Source organism: Rhodospirillaceae bacterium, assembly GCA_002728255.1.
Lineage (GTDB): Bacteria > Pseudomonadota > Alphaproteobacteria > UBA7887 > UBA7887.
In genome coordinates this window covers 1-20,467 of the sequence record PBWV01000014.1, presented here as the reverse complement: position 1 = coordinate 20,467, position 20,467 = coordinate 1, and the positions used below count along the sequence as shown (strand labels likewise).

At 47.2% G+C, this 20,467-nt stretch carries 22 protein-coding genes and 1 tRNA gene; 14 read left to right on the top strand and 9 right to left on the bottom strand.

Annotation, left to right across the window (positions count from 1 at the left end; genetic code table 11):
* Positions 1 to 41: 41 nt before the first annotated feature.
* The 10 genes from CMM32_03595 to CMM32_03550 all read left to right on the top strand — a co-directional run bounded on the left by CMM32_03595 (position 42) and on the right by CMM32_03550 (position 9,251).
* Positions 42 to 329, top strand: a complete 288-nt coding sequence (locus CMM32_03595; GenBank protein MBT05984.1) for an Asp-tRNA(Asn)/Glu-tRNA(Gln) amidotransferase GatCAB subunit C — start codon at positions 42 to 44, stop codon at positions 327 to 329.
* A complete protein-coding gene (locus CMM32_03590) occupies positions 329 to 1,813 on the top strand; it encodes an Asp-tRNA(Asn)/Glu-tRNA(Gln) amidotransferase GatCAB subunit A (protein MBT05983.1) in 1,485 nt (494 codons plus the stop codon). Before CMM32_03595 ends, CMM32_03590 begins: the two co-directional genes overlap by 1 nt.
* Before the next feature lie 4 nt (positions 1,814 to 1,817).
* The gene (locus CMM32_03585) at positions 1,818 to 3,281 is read left to right on the top strand and encodes an Asp-tRNA(Asn)/Glu-tRNA(Gln) amidotransferase GatCAB subunit B (GenBank protein ID MBT05982.1); all 1,464 of its coding nucleotides are present in this window, start codon (positions 1,818 to 1,820) and stop codon (positions 3,279 to 3,281) included.
* Positions 3,282 to 3,384: 103 nt separating this feature from the next.
* Positions 3,385 to 4,014 carry a glutathione S-transferase gene (locus CMM32_03580; GenBank protein MBT05981.1) on the top strand — a complete coding sequence of 210 codons (630 nt, stop codon included), beginning with the start codon at positions 3,385 to 3,387 and terminating at the stop codon, positions 4,012 to 4,014.
* A 76-nt stretch (positions 4,015 to 4,090) separates the two neighbouring features.
* Entirely contained in the window at positions 4,091 to 4,633 is a 543-nt protein-coding gene (locus CMM32_03575) for an RNA 2',3'-cyclic phosphodiesterase (protein ID MBT05980.1), read from the top strand.
* 132 nt (positions 4,634 to 4,765) lie between these two features.
* Positions 4,766 to 4,858: transfer RNA gene (locus CMM32_03570), tRNA-Ser, on the top strand.
* 138 nt (positions 4,859 to 4,996) lie between these two features.
* Complete coding sequence (locus CMM32_03565; GenBank protein MBT05979.1) at positions 4,997 to 6,211, top strand: integrase; 1,215 nt, start codon at positions 4,997 to 4,999, stop codon at positions 6,209 to 6,211.
* A gap of 9 nt (positions 6,212 to 6,220) precedes the next feature.
* Complete coding sequence (locus CMM32_03560) at positions 6,221 to 6,742, top strand: hypothetical protein (GenBank protein ID MBT05978.1); 522 nt, start codon at positions 6,221 to 6,223, stop codon at positions 6,740 to 6,742.
* A 90-nt stretch (positions 6,743 to 6,832) separates the two neighbouring features.
* A complete protein-coding gene (locus tag CMM32_03555) occupies positions 6,833 to 7,075 on the top strand; it encodes a transcriptional regulator (GenBank protein ID MBT05977.1) in 243 nt (80 codons plus the stop codon).
* Entirely contained in the window at positions 7,062 to 9,251 is a 2,190-nt protein-coding gene (locus CMM32_03550) for a hypothetical protein (protein ID MBT05976.1), read from the top strand. The genes CMM32_03555 and CMM32_03550 overlap by 14 nt, the downstream gene beginning before the upstream one ends.
* A gap of 228 nt (positions 9,252 to 9,479) precedes the next feature.
* On the opposite strand, the gene CMM32_03545 is transcribed toward CMM32_03550, so the two are convergent.
* Positions 9,480 to 9,698, bottom strand: coding sequence for a hypothetical protein (locus CMM32_03545; GenBank protein MBT05975.1), 219 nt, complete (start codon positions 9,696 to 9,698; stop codon positions 9,480 to 9,482).
* Between the two features lie 360 nt (positions 9,699 to 10,058).
* On the opposite strand from CMM32_03545, the gene CMM32_03540 reads away from it, so the two are divergent.
* From CMM32_03540 to CMM32_03525, 4 genes are all read left to right on the top strand, one after another.
* Positions 10,059 to 10,922 carry a hypothetical protein gene (locus CMM32_03540; protein MBT05974.1) on the top strand — a complete coding sequence of 288 codons (864 nt, stop codon included), beginning with the start codon at positions 10,059 to 10,061 and terminating at the stop codon, positions 10,920 to 10,922.
* An 18-nt stretch (positions 10,923 to 10,940) separates the two neighbouring features.
* On the top strand, positions 10,941 to 11,720 hold the full coding sequence (locus tag CMM32_03535; protein MBT05973.1) for a glycine/betaine ABC transporter ATP-binding protein: 780 nt from the start codon (positions 10,941 to 10,943) through the stop codon (positions 11,718 to 11,720).
* A gap of 2 nt (positions 11,721 to 11,722) precedes the next feature.
* Complete coding sequence (locus CMM32_03530) at positions 11,723 to 13,291, top strand: ABC transporter permease (GenBank protein MBT05972.1); 1,569 nt, start codon at positions 11,723 to 11,725, stop codon at positions 13,289 to 13,291.
* Positions 13,292 to 14,430: 1,139 nt separating this feature from the next.
* Entirely contained in the window at positions 14,431 to 15,387 is a 957-nt protein-coding gene (locus tag CMM32_03525) for a hypothetical protein (GenBank protein MBT05971.1), read from the top strand.
* Positions 15,388 to 15,565: 178 nt separating this feature from the next.
* Here CMM32_03525 and CMM32_03520 read toward each other — a convergent pair whose 3' ends face one another.
* From CMM32_03520 to CMM32_03485, 8 genes are all read right to left on the bottom strand, one after another.
* The gene (locus tag CMM32_03520; protein MBT05970.1) at positions 15,566 to 15,889 is read right to left on the bottom strand and encodes a hypothetical protein; all 324 of its coding nucleotides are present in this window, start codon (positions 15,887 to 15,889) and stop codon (positions 15,566 to 15,568) included.
* 144 nt (positions 15,890 to 16,033) lie between these two features.
* Positions 16,034 to 16,666, bottom strand: a complete 633-nt coding sequence (ureG, locus tag CMM32_03515) for an urease accessory protein UreG (protein MBT05969.1) — start codon at positions 16,664 to 16,666, stop codon at positions 16,034 to 16,036.
* Positions 16,663 to 17,295 (bottom strand): urease accessory protein UreF, encoded by a 633-nt coding sequence (locus tag CMM32_03510; protein ID MBT05968.1) that lies wholly within the window; start codon positions 17,293 to 17,295, stop codon positions 16,663 to 16,665. Before CMM32_03510 ends, ureG begins: the two co-directional genes overlap by 4 nt.
* A 12-nt stretch (positions 17,296 to 17,307) precedes the next feature.
* On the bottom strand, positions 17,308 to 17,751 hold the full coding sequence (locus CMM32_03505) for an urease accessory protein UreE (GenBank protein ID MBT05967.1): 444 nt from the start codon (positions 17,749 to 17,751) through the stop codon (positions 17,308 to 17,310).
* Positions 17,752 to 17,772: 21 nt separating this feature from the next.
* The gene (gene ureC, locus CMM32_03500) at positions 17,773 to 19,482 is read right to left on the bottom strand and encodes an urease subunit alpha (protein ID MBT05966.1); all 1,710 of its coding nucleotides are present in this window, start codon (positions 19,480 to 19,482) and stop codon (positions 17,773 to 17,775) included.
* The gene (locus tag CMM32_03495) at positions 19,482 to 19,787 is read right to left on the bottom strand and encodes an urease subunit beta (protein ID MBT05965.1); all 306 of its coding nucleotides are present in this window, start codon (positions 19,785 to 19,787) and stop codon (positions 19,482 to 19,484) included. Before CMM32_03495 ends, ureC begins: the two co-directional genes overlap by 1 nt.
* A 15-nt stretch (positions 19,788 to 19,802) precedes the next feature.
* Positions 19,803 to 20,105, bottom strand: coding sequence for an urease subunit gamma (locus CMM32_03490; protein MBT05964.1), 303 nt, complete (start codon positions 20,103 to 20,105; stop codon positions 19,803 to 19,805).
* 20 nt (positions 20,106 to 20,125) lie between these two features.
* A partial coding sequence (locus CMM32_03485) for an urease accessory protein (protein MBT05963.1) occupies positions 20,126 to 20,467 on the bottom strand: 342 nt, incomplete at its 5' end.

Below are 20,467 nucleotides of genomic sequence, written 5' to 3'. Positions count from 1 at the left end.
TATGTGTTCCGGTTAGCTTTAGTGTCAGCGAGGTGAAAATTATGGATTTGGATAAAGAGACTGTCGCAAGTGTTGCAAAACTTTGCCGCATTGAAATCCAGGAGCAGGATCTCGCCCCTATGGCTCAAGAACTCTCAAATATTCTTTCCTGGATAGAACAACTGCGTGAGGTGGATGTTAGCTCTTGTGAGCCATTGTCGAGTGTTGTGGAGGCGGAGTTGAAGACGCGTGATGATACGGTGATGGATGGTGATGTTGCAGAGGATATCGTCGGCAATGCTCCCGAAAGCACAAATAATTATTTCCTAGTACCCAAGGTAATTGAATAATGGGTGCCAAGAATTCATTAGTAGGACTAACGGTTGTTGAAATAAGGGATGGCCTCCGTAATGGTGATTTCACTGTTGGGGAGCTTGTTGATGACCATATACATGCCGCGGAGCTCGCCAAAAGTTTGAATGGATATATTACAGAAACGCCGGATCTCGCAAAAGATATGGCCAGCAGGAGCGATGATAAAATTTCTAGGCAAGAATTAGGATCTCTTGAAGGAGTTCCTGTGGCCGTGAAAGACCTATTTTGTACCAAAGGTATTAGAACAACAGCGGCCTCCAAAATTTTGGGAAATTTTGTTCCTACTTATGAGTCGCGGGTTACTGAGAACTTATGGGGGGCAGGGGCGGTTTTGATGGGGAAAGCAAACATGGATGAATTTGCTATGGGCTCTTCTAACATCACAAGTGCTTATGGCCCCGCAATCAATCCTTGGAAGCGCGAGTCTGATGGTGATGATCTGGCGCCGGGAGGGAGTTCTGGTGGCTCCGCAGCCCTGGTTTCCGCTGGCGTTGTTCCAGCTGCGATAGGTACTGATACCGGCGGCTCCATTCGTCAACCAGCAGCGTTTTGCGGAGTGGTAGGGGTTAAACCTACCTATGGGCGATGCTCAAGGTGGGGAACAATCGCCTTTGCTAGTTCGTTGGATCAGGCAGGACCCATCACGCGGTCAGTACACGATGCGGCAATAGTTTTAGAGGCTATGTCTGGGCATGATGGGCGTGACACGACATCCGTTGATCGACCTGTCCCTCAGTTTGAGAAGTTTCTCAGTCAAAGTATCAAGGGACTGAAAGTGGGGGTCCCTAAGGAGTACTTGTCAGATTCATTGCCGACTGAGATAAATAAATTGTGGGAGGATGGAGGTCGGTGGTTTAAGGAGTCGGGGGCGGAGTTGGTCGATATAAGCCTGCCGCATACCAAGTACGCTTTACCAGCGTATTATATTGTAGCGCCTGCTGAAGCTTCTTCCAACTTAGCTCGTTACGATGGGGTTAAGTATGGAATGCGTGTTTCGGACAAAAGTTTAGACCAACAGTACTCAAAAACACGGGGTTCGGGGTTCGGCCCTGAAGTAAAGCGACGGATCATGATTGGAACCTATGTCCTTTCAGCCGGATATTATGATGCTTATTATATTCATGCCCAGAAAGTGCGACGATTGATTTTAGAAGACTTTAACAGTGCTTTTAAGAAAGTGGATATAATCCTGACACCTACTACGCCCAATGAATCTTTTGGTCTTCGCGACAAGCTTGATGATCCAGTCGCCATGTATCTCAATGATATCTTTACAGTGCCGGCCAGTATGGCTGGTTTACCAGCAATTTCGGTACCATGTGGTCTCTCTGGCACCGGCCTACCTCTGGGGCTTCAATTGATTGGTCCGGCGTTCGAGGAAAGCCGTTTGTTTCAGTTTGGGGAAAAGCTAGAGCGGGCAGCGGAGTTTTCAAAAAAACCATCTGCTTACGTAGGTTAAAACTTTGGTAGAAGTTAAAAATTTTGTGCAGGGAGAGACTGGTGAGTGGGAGGTCATAATAGGTCTTGAGGTCCACGCGCAGGTTGCGTCCCAATCCAAATTGTTTTCCGGCGCCTCAGCTAAGTTTGGGGGTGACCCGAACTCACAAGTGTCCCTGGTGGATGCAGGAATGCCCGGCATGCTGCCGGTCATTAACCAATATTGTGTGGAGCAAGCAGTTCGTACGGGCCTCGCCCTTGGGGCGGAAATTAATCTGGTGTCGATTTTTGACCGCAAGAATTACTTTTACCCAGATTTGCCGCAAGGTTACCAAATATCGCAATATAGCGATCCCATTGTTGGCCGTGGCGATCTATTGGTAAAAGTGGAATCGGGCTATACCCGAAAAATTGGAATTACTCGCCTGCACCTAGAGCAAGATGCTGGCAAGAGTATGCATGACCAACACCCAAACAAGACTTTTGTGGATCTGAACAGATCTGGCATTGCCCTAATGGAAATCGTCACAGAGCCAGATCTGCGTTCCGCGGAAGAGGCTGGGGCTTTCATGGCGAAGTTGCGATCGATCCTAAGGTATGTGGGGACCTGCGATGGAAATATGGAAGAGGGTTCGATGCGGTGTGACGCCAACGTATCCGTCCGTCGGCCAGGTGAGCCATATGGGACACGCTGTGAAATCAAAAACCTAAATTCTATCCGTTTCTTGATGAGAGCAATTGACTATGAGTCGGGGCGTCAGGTCCGACTTATTGAGGCAGGAGGTTCGATTGATCAGGAAACACGGCTCTTTAATCCAGATTTGGGCGAGACAAAATCAATGCGGTCAAAAGAAGACTCGCATGATTATAGGTATTTTCCTGATCCAGATCTCCTTCCCTTACGATTGGACAGTGACTGGGTGGCGGGCCTAAGAGAGAGGCTTCCTGAGCTCCCGGATGCTAAAGCGGAGCGCTTCGTCAAACACTATGAACTTACAGAATACGATGCTGGAGTTTTGACATCTGAGGCCGAGCGGGCAACTTATTTTGAGGAAATTGCAAAAGGAAGGGATTCAAAACAAGTTGCAAATTGGGTCATTGGTGAATTGCTAGGTAGGCTAAATCGAGAAGGAATTTCAATTGAAAGTTCAAAGGTTGGTGCGGCGGGGTTGGGCCAGCTACTTGATTTAATTTCCGAAGGGGTTATTTCCAACAGCCTTGCCAAGAAAGTTCTTGATGAAATGTTTTCTACTGGCGAGGAAGCTGCGGTGATAGTAGAACGTCGGGGTTTTTCTCAGGTGAGTGATGAAAAACAAATAGAGGAATATGTACAAAAAGTGCTGGATGAAAACCTTGAAAAGGTAGAGGAATTTAAGAATGGTAAAGACAAGCTTCTAGGATTTTTTGTAGGACAGGTAATGAAGCTCACGGGCGGCAAAGCCAATCCACAGATGGTGAATAAAATATTACGAGATTTGCTTAGTAAATAATGGGGCTGAAGGAAGGAATTTCATCCGAGGTCATGGCATTGTGTAGTATCTCCTAGATTAATTAGGAGTCGCTGGGTTCTAAAACTAACCTATGGGGGAATAAGTGTACGAATTATATACTTGGGGCACACCTAATGGCAGAAAAGTTTCGATTGCCTTGGAGGAATTGGCTCTGGATTATAAGGTTAAGGCTATAAACATAACTAAAGATGAGCAATTTGCTCCTGATTTCTTAGCCATTAGTCCCAATAATAAGATACCCGCGCTAGTTGATACCAAAGCCAATTTTGCCCTGATGGAGTCCGGGGCAATACTGATTTATTTGGCGGATAAAGTTGGTGAATTGTTGCCCCCTTCTGGAGAGGGGCGGTATGAGGTTCTTCAGTGGCTTATGATGCAGATGGGTTCCGTGGGACCAATGNTGGGGCAAACCCATCACTTTGTTAAATTCAATAAAGGTAAGTCGGCTTATGCNGAGGAGNGGTACTCTTCNGAGACTAACAGGATTTATGGAGTGNTAGACAAACGGCTCTCTACGTCACAATTTTTGACGAAATCTTTCTCAATCGCTGATATAGCTACCTGGCCATGGATTTCTCGCTTTGAATGGCAGGGANTTGATTTTTCTAAATATCCCAACCTGCTTCGTTGGTATTTAGAGATTGCAGACCGGCCTGCCACTCAGAGGGGATATGATGTACCGCAAACTGGGGCTGAGATACCAAGGCCATAAGCTGGAACCATATAGCTCCCACCCTCAGAAATCCTGCAGAATGTTAGTTTGATAAAAGTTTGTCGAGGAGTTCCGGATGCTTCGGTTATTTGTGGCTGTTTGTTTTCCTAAAGAGGTGAGGGAAGGCCTGTCTAAGCTTCAGACTGGGGTGGTTGGTGTGAATTGGGTTCCTGCTGAGAATTTACATCTAACATTGCGATTTGTAGGTGAAGTTCCCGAAAGTGATGTTCAGGATATTTGTTCTGCGTTGACAGAGATTCGTAGTGAGCCATTTAAGATAAATTTTGGTGAATTGGGTTGGTTTGGGGGTCGTAACAAAATACGTACTTTGTGGATAGGTATAGACCATTGTTCTGAGCTTGATGGGCTCAAACGAGCGGTAGATCAGAAATTATTTTTGAGTGGAGTGGGCAGAACTACAAAGAGTTTTGTTCCTCATGTCACTCTGGGGCGCGTGAGGGAGAAGCCACGAGGTTTGCAGGANTTTTTCTCGTGGGGGATATCTATTAGCCAGAGACCCGTAATGGTAGGCCAATTTTGTTTGGTTTCCAGTGTATTAAGTAAAAATGGTCCAATTTATCGCCCGTTATTGGTACATTCTTTTGTTGGCTCTGGATAAATGCGAGAAGTACTGCATTCTTGTATAAGATATAGGGTATTATCTGACATCTTCCTAAGGGGGCAATTGACACTGAAAGGTAGTGTCATTAATAGGGATGCCTGGCAGTAAAGTTAGTTTTATCTCAACAGTGGAGGGGTGGCCGAGTGGCTGAAGGCGGCGGTTTGCTAAACCGTTGTGCGGTATAAAGCCGTACCGGGGGTTCGAATCCCCCTCCCTCCGCCATCTTCCTGTCCAGAGGTGTCCAAGCCTAACATTTAACTACCTGTTATATATAAGATAATATGGGATGATCTTTCATTTATATCCATTGATGTCCGACCGTATCCGGGTTAAAATGTGGTATGAAATGTGGTATGAAACATGCCGAAGGGTAAACACCCGACTAATGCGCTTAATGCCAAACGCGTCTCCAAACTTGTGGACCCGGGACGATATACTGACGGAAACGGATTGTATCTAATTGTTGATAAATCTGGCGCAAAACGCTGGGTGTTACGATGCATGGTCGGTGGTCGGCGACGGGACATGGGATTAGGTGGGTTAAAGACAGTCTCTTTGGCGAAAGCACGGCAACTCGCGCAGAGTTACCGCGCTATCGCGAGAAGTGGAGGAGACCCCCTCGCCAATCGGCGACGAGAAAGGACCATCGTTCCAACGTTTGCGCTTGCATCGAGGAACGTCCATACAACTTTAGTGCCTAACTGGAGCAATCCCAAACACGCAGCGCAATGGATAAGAACATTAGAGGAGTACGCTTACCCGGTTATTGGTAAACGACTCGTGTCCCAGGTGTCTTCGGGTGATGTGTTGCGTATCCTCTCGCCTATCTGGCTGAGCAAACCAGAGACTGCAAAACGCCTTTCGCAACGAGTTGCAACGGTTCTCAAATGGGCAAGAGCGAATGGGTATGTTTCTGGGGATGATCCAGTAGCAGGCGCTATGGTTGGGTTACCTAAGCAGCCTCGTAAAGTTCGTCGTTATGCAGCGGTTGATTTCGATGCTGTTTCGACACTAGTGAAAGAAATTCGAAACTGTTCATCCGAACCTATGTCTAAGCTAGCCTTTGAATTTCTAATATTAACCGCATCGCGTACCAAGGAGGTCCTGGAGGCGCGGTGGGAGGAAGTAGAATTGTCAACGAAGCTTTGGACATTACCGCCGGAACGGACAAAAACCAGTCAACCGCATCGGGTGCCGCTTACAGATCGGATAGAAGAGATCCTTCAAGAAGCTAGAAGCTTGTCACCTGAGTCTCAATTCGTTTTCCCCAATGTGAGGACGGGAAAGCCATTATCGTACAATACGCTACTGCACGTTCTGCAGAAACGCGTCGGTAGTACTGCTACCGTTCATGGGTTTAGGTCTAGTTTCAAGGACTGGGCATCGGAGACGACGAATTTTCCCAACGAGGTTTCAGAAATGGCGCTGTCACACAAAATACCCAACAAAGTGGAGGCGGCTTATCGGCGAGGAGATCTTTTAGGAAAGCGTCGTGAGATGATGCAAGCTTGGGCGGACTACGTCTGCGAGAACACGGGACGGGTGGTCTCTGTTAAATTCGGATCTACAGGTTAATGATCCGCAATGGGTAACCCTTTTAAGCGGATTAAATACCAACCGCCCGAACAATACCAGGGTCACGACAGAATTGGGTATGGTGAATCTGTATCGATGATCACCGACCTTATAAGTTCAAGTAATAAACGCGGAGAATTTCGACGAAAGATAGACAATCATGTTCGGTACGCCATCAAAAAGGGAGAGTTACGCAGGTCGTATCCGGGTGGGTTTACCTTTTCTGAAATTGCACACTGGGCCAACAAACGATACGGAGAAAATCATCCCGACATAAAGAGGATGCATCATGGCGTTGTTGTGAAACCTGCCGGTGTCCTGGCGAGGGGCGTAGTCCGCACCCCGAAGGGCCTTGGGTCCCTTGATGACTACAAGGAAGACAATCAGAAGCTGAGTGAAGAAGTGATACGCCAACAAAGGAAGGTTGCTGAATTGGAATCCGAGATTGAGCGCAATAGGCCATTTACCGATACAGGAAAGAAAGTTCGACTTGGAGGAAAAAAAGGAGGTAATTCTCCAAAGCATTATTAGCGAGATACGCCTGAAAAAAAATAAAGCTCGGAAATAGTTTTCAGGCACCAATCCTCAGGTTCATGTCCAACCAAATCCTAGGAGATCGACATGAGACCCGACCCAACCACCTCACGATATTTGCGATTGAAGCAGATTATCGGCGACCAGAAGGCCTTGCCCCGACTAGAACCCTTGTTACCCATATCCGCTTCGTCATGGTGGGCTGGTGTTGCCGAGGGCCGCTTCCCAAAGCCTGTAAAGCTTGGACCCAATACCACGGCGTGGCGATGGGAGGACATCCAGATTCTGCTTGATAATTTTGCTGAGGGCCAGAGCAATGAACGCCGTTAATGTCTCTCCAAATACGTTATCACGTTTCAAATCCCTATTCCCTTCATACTCCAAATCCCATGGAAGTTTTCGTATCACGGGGACGGTTCCTGAGACTGGGAAGAAAAAAGGAAGAGCACGCACTGTAACTGGTCCAGTGAACGACACTGTGTGGAGTGAGCACTTTTCGATAGAGGGCAGGGAAGGACTCGGCCTAATCCCTCTTTTAGACGATGGCGTAAGAGTTCAATGGGCTGCAATAGACATTGACGTTAATGACATTGATCACTCTTCCCTAGAAGCAAAAGTTCGCCAACTTGGTCTACCCCTTGTTATCTGCAGAAGTAAGTCCGGCGGAGCACATTGCTACTCTTTTTTGGAAGAGCCATGCGAAGCAAAAACAGTAGTTGATGCTCTCAAGAATTGGTCAACCGCACTCGGTTATCCTGGCGTTGAGGTCTTTCCCAAACAAGCTAGTAGAGAGGCTGACCCGGAAACTGGGAAACCGAGACCCGGTAATTGGATTAACCTTCCATACTTCGGAGCCGCAATTACTAATCGATATTGTGTGTCTGAGGGTGAACGGCTTTCTCTGGATGGATTTATTGAACTAGCCGAGCGCAGCCGGGTGGGAAAAGAAGCTCTTAAGGTTCGGCATATGATCTCGTCAACCCCCATGAACAACGGCTCGGTAAAATCACAGGAGGGCCGAAACGGCTACCTTTACTCCAAGGGGTGCAGCCTACGCCTCCGCGGCACTGAAGAGGAGGAGATCAGATCTGCACTTGTGGACCTTAACCAACAAGCATCAACTCATGATCACCCGAACTTTGCAGATGGTCCGCTTCCGGAAGAGGAGTTAGAGCAGATTCTATCCTCGGTACTAAAATTGACACCAGATGAAACCTTGGAGCAGGAACAAGACCTAGTCGCTGAGTTAAATAAAAAGCATGCAGTTGTGATGGTTGGGGGGAAATGCCTCATAGCCAACGAACAAGTAAACCCAGCTTTTGGCTATCCGGACATTACCTTCTCCTCGCAGGCGGATTTTCTGGCTCGGTACTTAAACCGCCCTGTCGGTCGAGGGCAAAAGAGAACTACTGCCGGCAAGGTTTGGTTGGCGCACCCTAATCNACGCCAGTATGAGGGGATTGTCTTTGCGCCCGGAGAAGAAGTGCCAGGCTACTTAAACCTGGACAAAGGTTNCGCCGTCCAGCCTCAGAAGGGGGATTGCTCCCGGTTCCTGGAACATGTCCAAAACAATATCTGCAAAGGGGACGAGGAAATAGGCAACTACCTCATTGCATGGATGGCAGATGCCGTCCAAAATCGTGCCAGGAGAACTGGCATAGCCGTGGTTTTGAGGGGCCGGGAGGGAACAGGGAAGGGGGTTTTTTGCAACCAGTTTGGCTCGCTATTCGGTCCGCACTTCACACAGGTAACGCAAGCTGGCCACCTTACTGGGCACTTTAATTCGCACCTCAAAGATAAATTGATTGTCTATGCAGACGAAGCATTTTGGGCAGGAGACAAAAAGGCTGAGGGGGTGCTGAAGGCGTTGATAACAGAAGATACAATCCAGATTGAGATGAAGGGAAAAGATGTCATTACGTTTCGGAACCACATCCGCCTTTTGATCTCGTCCAATCAAGACTGGATAGTCCCAGCTGGGAACGAAGCACGACGCTTCTTTGTGATTGATGTGGGTGAAGCGCGGGTCCAGGATCAAGCCTACTTTGGCAGCGTCATAGATCAAATGAATAATGGAGGCAAAGAAGCGCTCCTCCATTACCTACTGGAATACGATCTTTCCGGCATCGCACTTGGGTCCCCTCCACAGACGCAAGCTCTGCAAGATCAAAAGACCTACAGTGCTTCTCCTGTCCAAAACTGGTGGCTCGAGCGATTAATAGACGGCCACACTATGTCCGAGGGAAACAATTGGGTGACAGAAGTCCATACCGAAAGGCTTTACGAGGATTACTATGAATGCAGCGAAAAGATAGGCATTAAGCGACGAGCCTCCTCTATGGGCTTTGGAAAGGAGCTAAGGAAACTTATTCCCGAGTTTGAGAGGGTGCGCATTCAAAAAGACAAACAACGGCACTGGGTATATCGAATATCGGATTTGGAGGAATGTCGGCGCCATTTTGACCTTATAACCAGAGGTGAACATGATTGGCCTGTTGACGACTAAGGAGTGTCCCGCTTTTCACTGGGACACTTCCTCCAACTAGGGCGCCGCAAAGGTAGAGCCAGTATAGCAATGCCCTAAGTGTCCTAGGTGCCCTAGTAGAAATAGATTGAGTATTTTTCTCTGTTAGAGACGTTTCGGGACCACAGTACGCTGGTAATTGAGTTTGCAAAAATGCTAGGCCACCTAGGACACATAGGACACTTTTCTTGGGCCGTGCACCTACACCCGTTAGGAAATAATGCCGTCCCGCTTAAGTTGGAATAAAATGTGCCGCAACTCAGCGTTGATTGCTTTGACCCTTGCAACATGTGCCTTGGACCGCTGACCGTGCTTAGTGTTCGCTGCGATAACCCGCGCTTTGCCCTCAAGGGTCCGGGGTCCGGTGGACTTGCCTCCATGCATTCGGCACCTGTTCCGGTCTGTGACGACAGGGTTCTGGCAAGGCATTCCCCGACGGGTTTTAGCCAGGCACCTTTGCCCCGGCCAGTTGACCCCGAGCCGCGTTGCAACTCCCGATTCAACAAACCTTTTTTGGTTAACGTTTGTTAACATGTAAATCACCCCCCTGCATGGGGTTAAGCGTTCAAAACTATATAAGGCTCCCCACTTGAGGGCGGAAACTATGTTTAACTGAACCTTGGTCCGTGGACCGCTGCGCCTTTTCACCGGTACATGGTTTGTGTGCTAGAGTATAAGAAACTAGACCCGTGTATGGCACAAAGGACAAATTGATGATACACCTTCTGATGGTGATCTTTTTATTGTCGATAACAGCATTTCCGGATTGATTGGAGTAGGACATCTTAAATGAATGACTTTTTGTACACAACGATTAATCAAGGAAAACAGGGTTTTGACGATATATACAATTGCTTAGATCCTAGAAGTTATTTTACCCAGCTTAGTGCCCACGGTTATGCGATTCCCCAGGAGGCTAAACCGCACTTTGAGACTATCATGGGATATTTGCAAAAACAAAGGCGCCGGCGAGTTCTGAAAGTCGTGGACCTGGGTTGTTCTTATGGTGTGAATGGAGCAATTTTAAAACGAGATATAGAGTGGAGTGAGTTGCAGAGGTATTTTTGTGAGACTAAACCTCCACAAAAATCTGGTATAGAAGTTGATCGTGCTTACTTTTCGTCTTTCAACACTAACTCAAAGTTGGACATCGTTGGTTTTGATGTGGCGGACAAAGCGCTCGAGTATGGCATCCAAATTGGGTTTATTGACGATGGTGTGGCGGCTGACCTTGAAACATCATCATTGACCAAGTCAAACGCTTTTAAAGCCAGGAACGCCGACCTTATCATCTCAACGGGTTGTGTCGGTTATATCAGTGAAAAGACATTTGGCAAAATTCTAACGGAGGTGGAATTTGAGATTGTTCCATGGGTGGCGTCATTCGTTTTGAGAATGTTTCCCTACACTGATATTGAGGATGAACTTGAAAGCCATGGCCTTTTTACTGAAAAATTATCAAGCTCTTTGTTTTTTCAGCGTAACTTTGTATCGGAAATAGAGAGAAGGAATGCTCTCGCAGAGCTGGAGCGTCTTGGAGTAGATCCTACACCAGAGTACGATGGTAATTGTTTTTATGCCGAACTTTATCTGTCGCGTCCACAAAATGAGATAGTAGACAAACCGGTCACGTTGGTAGCCAACGTAAAGTAGGGCTTGTGTTAGGGGGTTGTGTTGCAGAGTGATGGACCGCTCTTACATCTGAATAAAGTGAGCAAGATATTTGACGGTCGGATCAGGGCTGTCGATGAGGTGACTCTTGATGTGGCCAAGGGCGAGATTGTGGCACTTCTCGGAGAGTCGGGGTGTGGTAAATCAACTACATTGTCATTGATTAATCGCTTGATTGAAACCACTTCAGGAAGAATTGAGCTGGATGGTCAGGATATTCAAGGTGTTGATCTTATTGAATTACGCAGATCTATTGGTTATGCCTTTCAAGGTATTGGCTTATTCCCTCATATGACGGTGGAAGAGAATGTTGGTATTGCGCCCAAGTTGAGTCATTGGGAATCAAGGGAGATGAAAGCTCGCGTGGATGAACTTCTTTCTCTTGTTCACTTAGATCCTGAAACCTATAAAAGCCGGATGCCTTCTCAGTTGTCCGGAGGACAACAGCAACGCGTTGGGTTTGCGCGTGCCCTTGCTACGTCGCCGCAGTTATTACTTCTGGATGAACCTTTTAGTGCTCTTGATCCTATCACGCGTACCAATCTGCAAATGGAACTTCTTGAAATTCGGAAACAATTGGAATTGGCTATTGTTATCGTGACACATGATGTAACGGAAGCATTTCTTTTAGCGGATCGTATCTATATCCTAAAGGAAGGAAGGATTCTTCAGTCAGGAACGCCAAGAAATCTAGTTTCTGATCCCAAATCTATTTATGTTAAAAACCTCATCGAGATGCCCCAAAAGCAAGTTCAAAAACTACGGGCGGTTCTAGACTAAGTATGGCAGAGCTCTTAATAAATCTTCCTGCCTATCTTTCCGGTCATATTATTTTGTCGGTGAGTGCTATCCTATCAGGGCTGATCATCAGCATACCTCTGGGAATCCTGGCTACTCGCTTCTCGCGCATGTCTTCGGCAATTTTGGGAATTGCAAGTGTTATTCAAACCATTCCTAGTATGGCGTTGCTTGCATTGATGGTCCCTTTATTAGGGGGTGTTATTGGTTTCTGGCCGGCTTTCATTGCTTTAACGCTTTATAGTGTTCTTCCCATCCTCCGCAACACAGTTATTGGCATTCTTGAATTAGACCCGTCCCTTATTCGATCGGCTAACGCTATGGGTATGACTCAATTGCAGCGGTTATGGATAGTAGAGCTTCCTTTGGCAGCGCCAATGATAGTGGGTGGGCTGCGTATCGCAGCCGTGTGGGTGGTTGGAACGGCTACTTTAGCAACTCCCGTAGGGGCTGCCAGTCTCGGGAACTATATTTTTTCGGGGTTACAAACACGGAATTGGGCATCTGTGCTTCTAGGTTGTTTTTTAGCTGCAATTCTTGCCATCTTATTGGATCAAATTATTCGATTGCTTGAGGTGTCGTTGAAGGAGGGTCGTAAAAAGGTAGGGTGGACTGCTATTTTAGCCCTCATCTTCGTTGTTTTAGGAGGTCTTACGCCATCTTTTGTGCAATCAAATTTCTCTTATGCCGAATCAAAAATAAGACAAGACAATATCTCGGAGCGTCAGTTCTCGAATGGGCGTCAAGATGATTTATCTGGGTTGACTGTTATCGTTGGTGCAAAAACCTTTACTGAGCAATTCATACTAAGCAATTTGATTGCTGGAAAACTTCGGAATGCCGGCGCTAATGTGGAACATATTTCCAATATGGGTTCCACCATTCTTTTTGATGCCCTCACACTAAATAGTGTGGATGTCTATGTTGATTACACGGGGACTATTTGGGCTACTATTATGGAGCGCGAAGAACCTATTGGGCGTATGGCTATGTATATAGAGGTCGCCCATTACCTTCGAGATACATATGGCATTTTGACTCTTCCTCCTTTGGGTTTCCAGAATGCCTATAGCCTGGCAATGACCCGCAACCGTGCAGAAGAATTGAATATTAAGTCAATCTCAGATCTTGGGTTGGTAACTTCTAATCTATCAATTGGCGGCGATCCCGAGTTTTTTGCACGTCAGGAATGGATCAGGGTTCGTGACTTATATGGCTTAGATTTTTTATCTACACGCTCGATGGACTCAACATTTATGTATGACGCTGTGCGTGACGGAAACGTAGACCTTATTACTGCATACACAACGGATGGACGTATTTCGGCGTTTGACTTGGTTGTCCTCGAGGATCCAAAAGCAGCCTTCCCGCCTTATGACGCTATAGTGTTGCTTTCACCAAATGCCCAAAAACACCCTAAGCTTGTGCGCCTTCTATCGAGTCTATCAAATAGCATTGATGAAGAACTCATGCGCGAGTCCAATAAAAAGGTTGATTTGGACGGTTTGAGCCCTTCTGCCGTAGCAGAGTTTCTGATAGATAAAATAAAATAGGAGAGTGTGAAATATTCTTTTCCTCAATCGTGGGAAGAGTATGCACAAAACATTACTGATTCTAGGAGATAAACTTCGTATTAGCTCGAGTTCTCCGTGGGCTTATGTCCCTGAACATACAACTAACCGTCGCAGCTATTGCACCACCCGCGTATATCATTCCCACTACAATAATTCCTATTAATCCCACCAAGTTAAACATTTAGGCACCCTCCACAAAGATAATCGAAACGCAACTAAGGTCTAATTTGGCTATTATTATCACCAAATTTGAAGTTACTAATCTAGTAATACCGTTAATATTCAGAATCACATTAAGAAAAATTACCCATATCATTAGGACGCATAAAATGGGTCACTTATGCACGGACTCAAAACTTTTTAATGGGACAATAATGCTCTTCAGCTGGAGAACAGTCGAGTGCCCAAAACCAAAACATTCAAGCAAAACTTAGCCCAATCCCCGATCTGGGTAATCGCCCTCTGATCACGCAGCATGGCCCGCCGTTACTGCAAACTGGCTACTGAAATAGGTGCCCGAGCCTTTGGGCCATGGGCCGTGGTGCCTGATGTATGTAGGATCGTCAGTGCGAACGCGACCTGTTAGCGTCCTTCCCAGACATAGTAGGCCCTTTGAGGAGATCCCACTGAAATATTCGTTCAGGCTTGATTGGGGTTACGCCGAAAGGGACCCGCTAGGGAAGGGGACGTCATAGAAAAATGTGGTATAGAATGTGGTATGAAACCTAGCANCNCTTATAANTNAACNTAATAACAATTNGTTACGGNNGTTTAAGGCAGACCCTCCNTCCGCCATATCATATATATGCCGCGGGCGCGGCCTTTGACTTCAGGGAAATTCTCAATAGGAGGGGATATACCTGGAATCCCGGCGATAATGGAAAACCAAAAGCCTGGTGGATCGATGTCGGTGAGGGGGAGCTCGAGGAGGAAAAACATTGGCTTACTGGGGAGGTTGCCCTGTCACNGCAACATCTCCCGGTTGATAAAATTGATGCCTTCAATCGCTACTCGGACAGGGCTTAGCCCCTTGGAGTNCAAAGGTCATCACCCGCAAAAAGGTTTTCGATGACTTCTAAAAANCTTCTACAATCAGATCGAGCAGAGGGAACTGATATATGCGAAGTTCGACCAATACCAACCTGGCCGTTGAGTACAAAGAGAAAGACAAGGCAAAAGCCCTGGGTGCGCGGTGGAACCCGGAGGAGAGGGTCTGGTACGTTCCCGCCGGTCTGGACCTGGAACCCTTTGCGCCATGGATGCCGGGAGACGCCAGCACCAAGACAAGCGGAAAACCCTCCAATCCCTCTCCACTTTCTCCCGCTGGAGAAGCAACGGTTCCATATGCCAAAAGGCGCGGCAAACTCTACGATCCAGCGGACCCGGAACCATTCGCTGTNAGCCGGACAAAAATTGACCTGTTTGTGGACTGTCCCCGGTGCTTCTACCTCGACCGTCGCCTGGGAATCCAACGGCCATCCGGGCCACCGTTTCTCCTAAACTCCGCCGTTGACCAGTTATTCAAGAACGAATTTGATGCCTACCGATCCCGAAAGGAGCCCCATCCCGTCATGGCAGGTCTCGGGCGAAACGTCCTGCCGTTGCAACACGCAGATCTAGGCGAGTGGCAAGAAAATTTCAAAGGCGTTCGCGTGCACCATGAGAGAACTAATTTCGTCCTGTTTGGTGCTGTCGATGATATCTGGGAAGACCAGGACACCGGGCAATATCTCGTGGTCGACTACAAAAGCACTTCAAAAAAGGACGAGGTAACACCGGATAATGTCTGGCCAGGGTACTGGCGCCAGATCGAGTTTTACCAGTATCTCGTGCGGGGACTGGGTCACAACGTCGACCCACTTGGCTGCATAGTCTCTGCAAACGGAGATAAAAAACGTTCCTCTTTCGATGCAACGCTGCACTTTAATGTAAAACTGATTACCAGAGACTGTGATGATGGATGGGTCGACACCGCAGTAACGGGGGCACACGCCGCTCTTCAACAGGAAAGGCCTCCTCCACAGAATGCATCATGTGACTACTGCGCGTACAGGTCCGTATCAATCTCCGAGTAACATAAACACAACCCAGGAAAGTTTCTGACTCGGAAGCAGCGTTACCGGCAGGACTGGTATGCAATTGCACCTTCGAGTAATCCGACGATAACAGGACAGCAATTCTCACTCCCGGCAAAACGGAACGCCCTAACCAAAGCGACATGGGTCCAATAATTTCCAGCCTGCGCAATATATCTCATGTTTTGCTAGGCTTTTTCTTCACAAAAATTTTTGCGTGGGCCTCAGGAGAGCCATCGTGATAGGTACCAAACCAATAATCCAAAGGCATTTTGTGTTCCCCGTAGTTACACTCAAAGAAACGGTGATGCAGTTGATGGAAACCATCACTTCCCGGTACCCATTGCTCCCCCTTAAGAACCAACCGCTTGACGCCTATATGCCCCAGTGCTGGAGGGAGGGCGTTGTCTTGGGTGTTCATCAGCATGTGAATGGGATGCGAGGGCACGATCCAGTGAATAAGGACACTGCTGAAGACAATCAGGTGCTCAATCGGATGCATGGCGATGCCAGACCAAGGCCCGACATTGATGTTTTGGTGATGGAGCTAGTGAACTCTCCGATAAAGCGGAGACCAATGATCTCATACAAAAAACTTCCTGAGCTGCAATAGTCCTTCCAACCCGTTCGCTGACAATCATATTGCTCACTGTATAAAAGCTAGCCCGCCCTGTTCTCTTAGAAAGGCCCCAAGTGCGGACACCCCTATACCTTTCTGCATTGAGCCAAAAATGAATGGCAGATCACCGCGGTTAGTCTTAGTATCATGGCGCATCTGATCTAAGTCTACATTGACATAATCAGCTAACTCAATTTTGTTCACTACTAGCATATCAGACCGCATCAGGGCTGGACCTTTTTTGCGGGGAATGTCGGCGCCCATGCAAACATCGATAACGTAAATGGTTAAATCGACAAGTTCGGGACTGAAGGTTGCGGCTAAGTTATCTCCCCCTGATTCAAGGAGAATAAGCTCAAGATCAGGGAATTTTTTCTTAAGTGTCTCTATTGCAGCAAGATTTACCGAGGCATCTTCTCTAATGGCCGTATGCGGACATCCTCCTGTTTCAACGCCGTAGATTCTGTCTGAGGGCAAGGCTTGGACCTTCACCAAATAATCTGCATCTTCTTTAGTGTAGATGTCGTTCGTAATAACGGCCATAGAGAGGCTGGGAGCGAGAAGGCGACATAGTGCTTCAGTTAGGCTGGTCTTTCCTGCCCCAACGGGTCCACCTATGCCGACCCGCAATGGTCCATATCTTAAGTCAGTCTTCGTCATGTTCTGTATAACCTCGGAATAGATTTTTCGTGCTGGATTGATACGAGATCTCCAATAAAGGCACAGCTACCCAGTTCAAACGATGAGGTTGCGGCAAGTTGGGTGCCGAGCCTTTTTATCACAGGAAACATTTTGACCAAGCAATTTTGCCCAGAAAGTTGGCCTATAGGAATTGACCGAACTCCAACTGAAATTAAATTAGAGGCGAAGCCTTGGAGATAGCTTTGCAGGGTAAGAGAAAGGTCCAGGCCGAGTTGTTTGGAAGCGGTCCCGACAGCAACGGGGTAGGCTAATCCCGTGGGAAGTGACAACCCATAGGATTTATTTATAACAGTTGTAAAAGCACGTCCTAGTTCTAGGCTTTCCAATTGTCTTTCGCTCCCTGCAGATAGGCTTACACACAGTTGATTGACATCCTCTCCTTCGTGGGAAGCCCTAAGAAAAAAACTATCATTTCGGCCTGAGCCATATTCAATAATAAAACCAACCCAATCGGTTAGAGTGGCTGAGTCAGAAACAACATTATCCTCAATTGCTGTTTCAAGACCATGGGAATAAGCAAAAGACCCTATCGGAAAACTAGGAGAGAACCAGTTTTGAAGTATTTGGATATCACTATTTAATTCCATCACATTGTTCCGTCACCCATGGTGATCATGGGTGCGTCCGTGCCCATACGCACCGCCTTCAGGGATGAAGGGGGCGTGCACAGTAGAGAGCTCAGCACCCAATTTCTTAAGCATATCGTCAAGGACGTGATCTTTCCTGACCAGCAGACAGGTGGTATCTATCTGACAGGGAGTGTGCCTGTTCCCGATATGCCAGGCTATACGGGTAAGGTTTGGGTGTTTTATTAGCGTGAGTGGTTCGGTTGCGGGATTAATGGAGATAATACGTCCATCATCTAGCACAAATCCATCATTTGAATTTAAGGACCGAGTTTCAGGCAGCTCAACTAAAAAATCTTCACCCTTGTCGCTTGTTAACTTTTTACGTCGCAAAAAACGTCCTTCATAGTCTAGGGTTACCGTGTCCACAGCGATATTAGTGTTAATATTCTCTTTGATTTCATGGGTAATATGCATGCGTAAGATATCCTTGGCTCATTAGAAAAGAAAATAACGTTGGGCCATGGGTAGTTCACTTGCAGGCTCACAGGTTAGAAGCTCCCCATCGGCATGTACCTCGTAGGTTTCGGAATCTACCTCTATTTCAGGAGTGCAATTATTCATTAGCATATCTAGTTTGGAGATATCGCGGGTACCTTTAACTCCTAAAGTTTGTTTTGCTAGGTTAAGCGAATTGGCTATATCCATTTCCTGAGCGGCTTGGCTGACAAAGCTTACGGCGGACTTCTCAACAGATCGTCCAAATGAGGCAAACATTGGGCGGGTGTAGACGGGTTGAGGCGTCGGAATAGAGGCGTTGGGGTCACCCATTTGTGAGACAGCAATGCTGCCGCCTAGTAGTACCATTTCCGCTTTTACACCGAAGAACGCCGGATGCCAAAGCACTAAGTCAGCTCGTTTCCCCACCTCAATTGAACCTATATGGGTCGACAAACCATGGCAGAGTGCAGGGTTAATAGTGTACTTAGCGATGTAACGTTTGACCCTCTGGTTGTCGTTATCTCCCTGTTCTTCATCAAGACGTCCGCGCTGAACTTTCATTTTATGTGCTGTCTGCCAAGTACGAGTAATTACCTCTCCAACTCGGCCCATTGCTTGACTGTCTGAGGCAACGATGGAGAAGGCACCCATATCATGTAAGATATCTTCTGCTGCAATAGTCTCCTTTCTAATGCGGCTTTCTGCGAAAGCCACGTCTTCAGGGATAGACCGGTCCAGGTGGTGGCAGACCATGAGCATGTCTAGGTGTTCTTCAAGTGTATTTACAGTGTAAGGAAGTGTGGGGTTAGTTGATGAGGGGATGACGTTGCTTTGGCCACAGACCTTTATGATGTCAGGTGCATGTCCACCTCCAGCACCTTCAGTGTGAAATGCATGAATAGTGCGACCTTTGACAGCGGCTAGAGTGTTTTCCACAAAACCACTTTCGTTTAGGGTGTCCGTGTGGATCATAACTTGGACATCCATGGCTTCTGCGACATTCAGGCAATTGTCGATTGCGGCCGGGGTTGTGCCCCAATCTTCGTGCAACTTAAGTGCGCAGGCACCTGCAGCTATTTGCTCTTCCAATGCAGCGGGGAGTGATGCATTTCCTTTGCCTGCAAAGGCAAGATTCATGGCAAAACTATCTGCCGCTTCCAGCATACGTCCTATATGCCAAGGACCAGGGGTGCACGTAGTTGCTAAACTCCCGTGGGCGGGGCCCGTCCCACCCCCTAACATTGTTGTAATGCCTGAGTGAAGTGCCTCATCAATTTGCTGAGGGCAGATAAAATGAATATGGCTGTCAAAACCTCCAGTGGTTACAATATGCCCTTCGCTGGCTATGGCCTCCGTGCCTGGACCGATTATGATATTCACCCCTTCTTGAGTGTCTGGATTACCGGCTTTGCCGATCCCATGGATAGCACCATTTTTGAGGCCAATGTCAGCTTTATAAATTCCGGTTACGTCAACGATTAGGGCGTTGGTTATCACGGTATCAACGGCCCTATCAGCACTGGAAATTTGTGATTGTCCCATTCCGTCACGTATGACTTTACCGCCACCAAATTTAACTTCATCACCATAGGTTGTGAGATCCCTCTCAACTTCGATAATCAACTCTGTATCAGCAAGTCTAACGTGGTCGCCCACGGTAGGGCCAAACATATCAGCGTAGACTTTACGTGAAATTTCAACGGGCATTATAGTTCCCCCATTATTTCTTTATTAAAACCAAAAATCCGCCTAGCACCTGAGTAGGGAATAAGTTGAATTTCACGTACCTGTCCTGGCTCAAAGCGGACGGCAGTGCCTGCTGCTATATCTAAACGCATTCCATGGGTGGGCTTCCGGTCGAATTTAAGCTTAGGATTGGCCTCATAAAAGTGATAGTGGCTGCCAACTTGGATTGGTCTGTCTCCTGTATTTGCAACCGAAACGCGTACACTTTCTCTACCGTAATTTAGAACTAGATGCCCTTCAGAAGTTAAAATTTCACCTGGAATCATTGTATTAGCTCCGATCTAGCGAATGGGATAGTGGACTGTAACTAGTTTTGTTCCATCCGGAAAAGTGGCTTCAACCTGTACGTCGTTAATCATTTCAGGAACCCCCTCCATGCAGTCGATTTGTGTGACAACATGTGCTCCGGCTTCCATAAGGTCTGCGACAGTTTTTCCTTCTCTTGCGCCTTCAACTACGAAATCAGTTATCAAAGCAATTGTCTCGGGGTAGTTTAGTTTGATGCCGCGTGCTTTTCTGTCACGTGCTACCATGGCAGCCAGCGAAATCATTAATTTATCTTTTTCTCTCGGTGTGAGTTTCATCTTTACAACCTTCTAGTCTTTTATGTCTGCCAGACGCGCGGTATATTTTGTTGGCGGAGTTTCCATAAGAGCGCCACGATATCCTTTTTACCAGTGGAAACATCCTGGGCTGCAAGGCGCACGATTAATTTACCACTCCAGCAGGAAATACCTAAGTTCGATGGATGATGGTTTAATGTGCGCCCAAGTCGCTCTGCCAATTGCTCAGTTTTGGGGCCTAAATATAGGATGGTTGTCACTATTCGGGCCCCTCCTAAACCTGCAGCGGAATGCAGAATGCTTGGCACATCTTCCTTGATTCGCAGTGCTTCTGCGTGTATCAGCTCGTCGTCTCGGTATATACGCCAATTATCCGTTATACT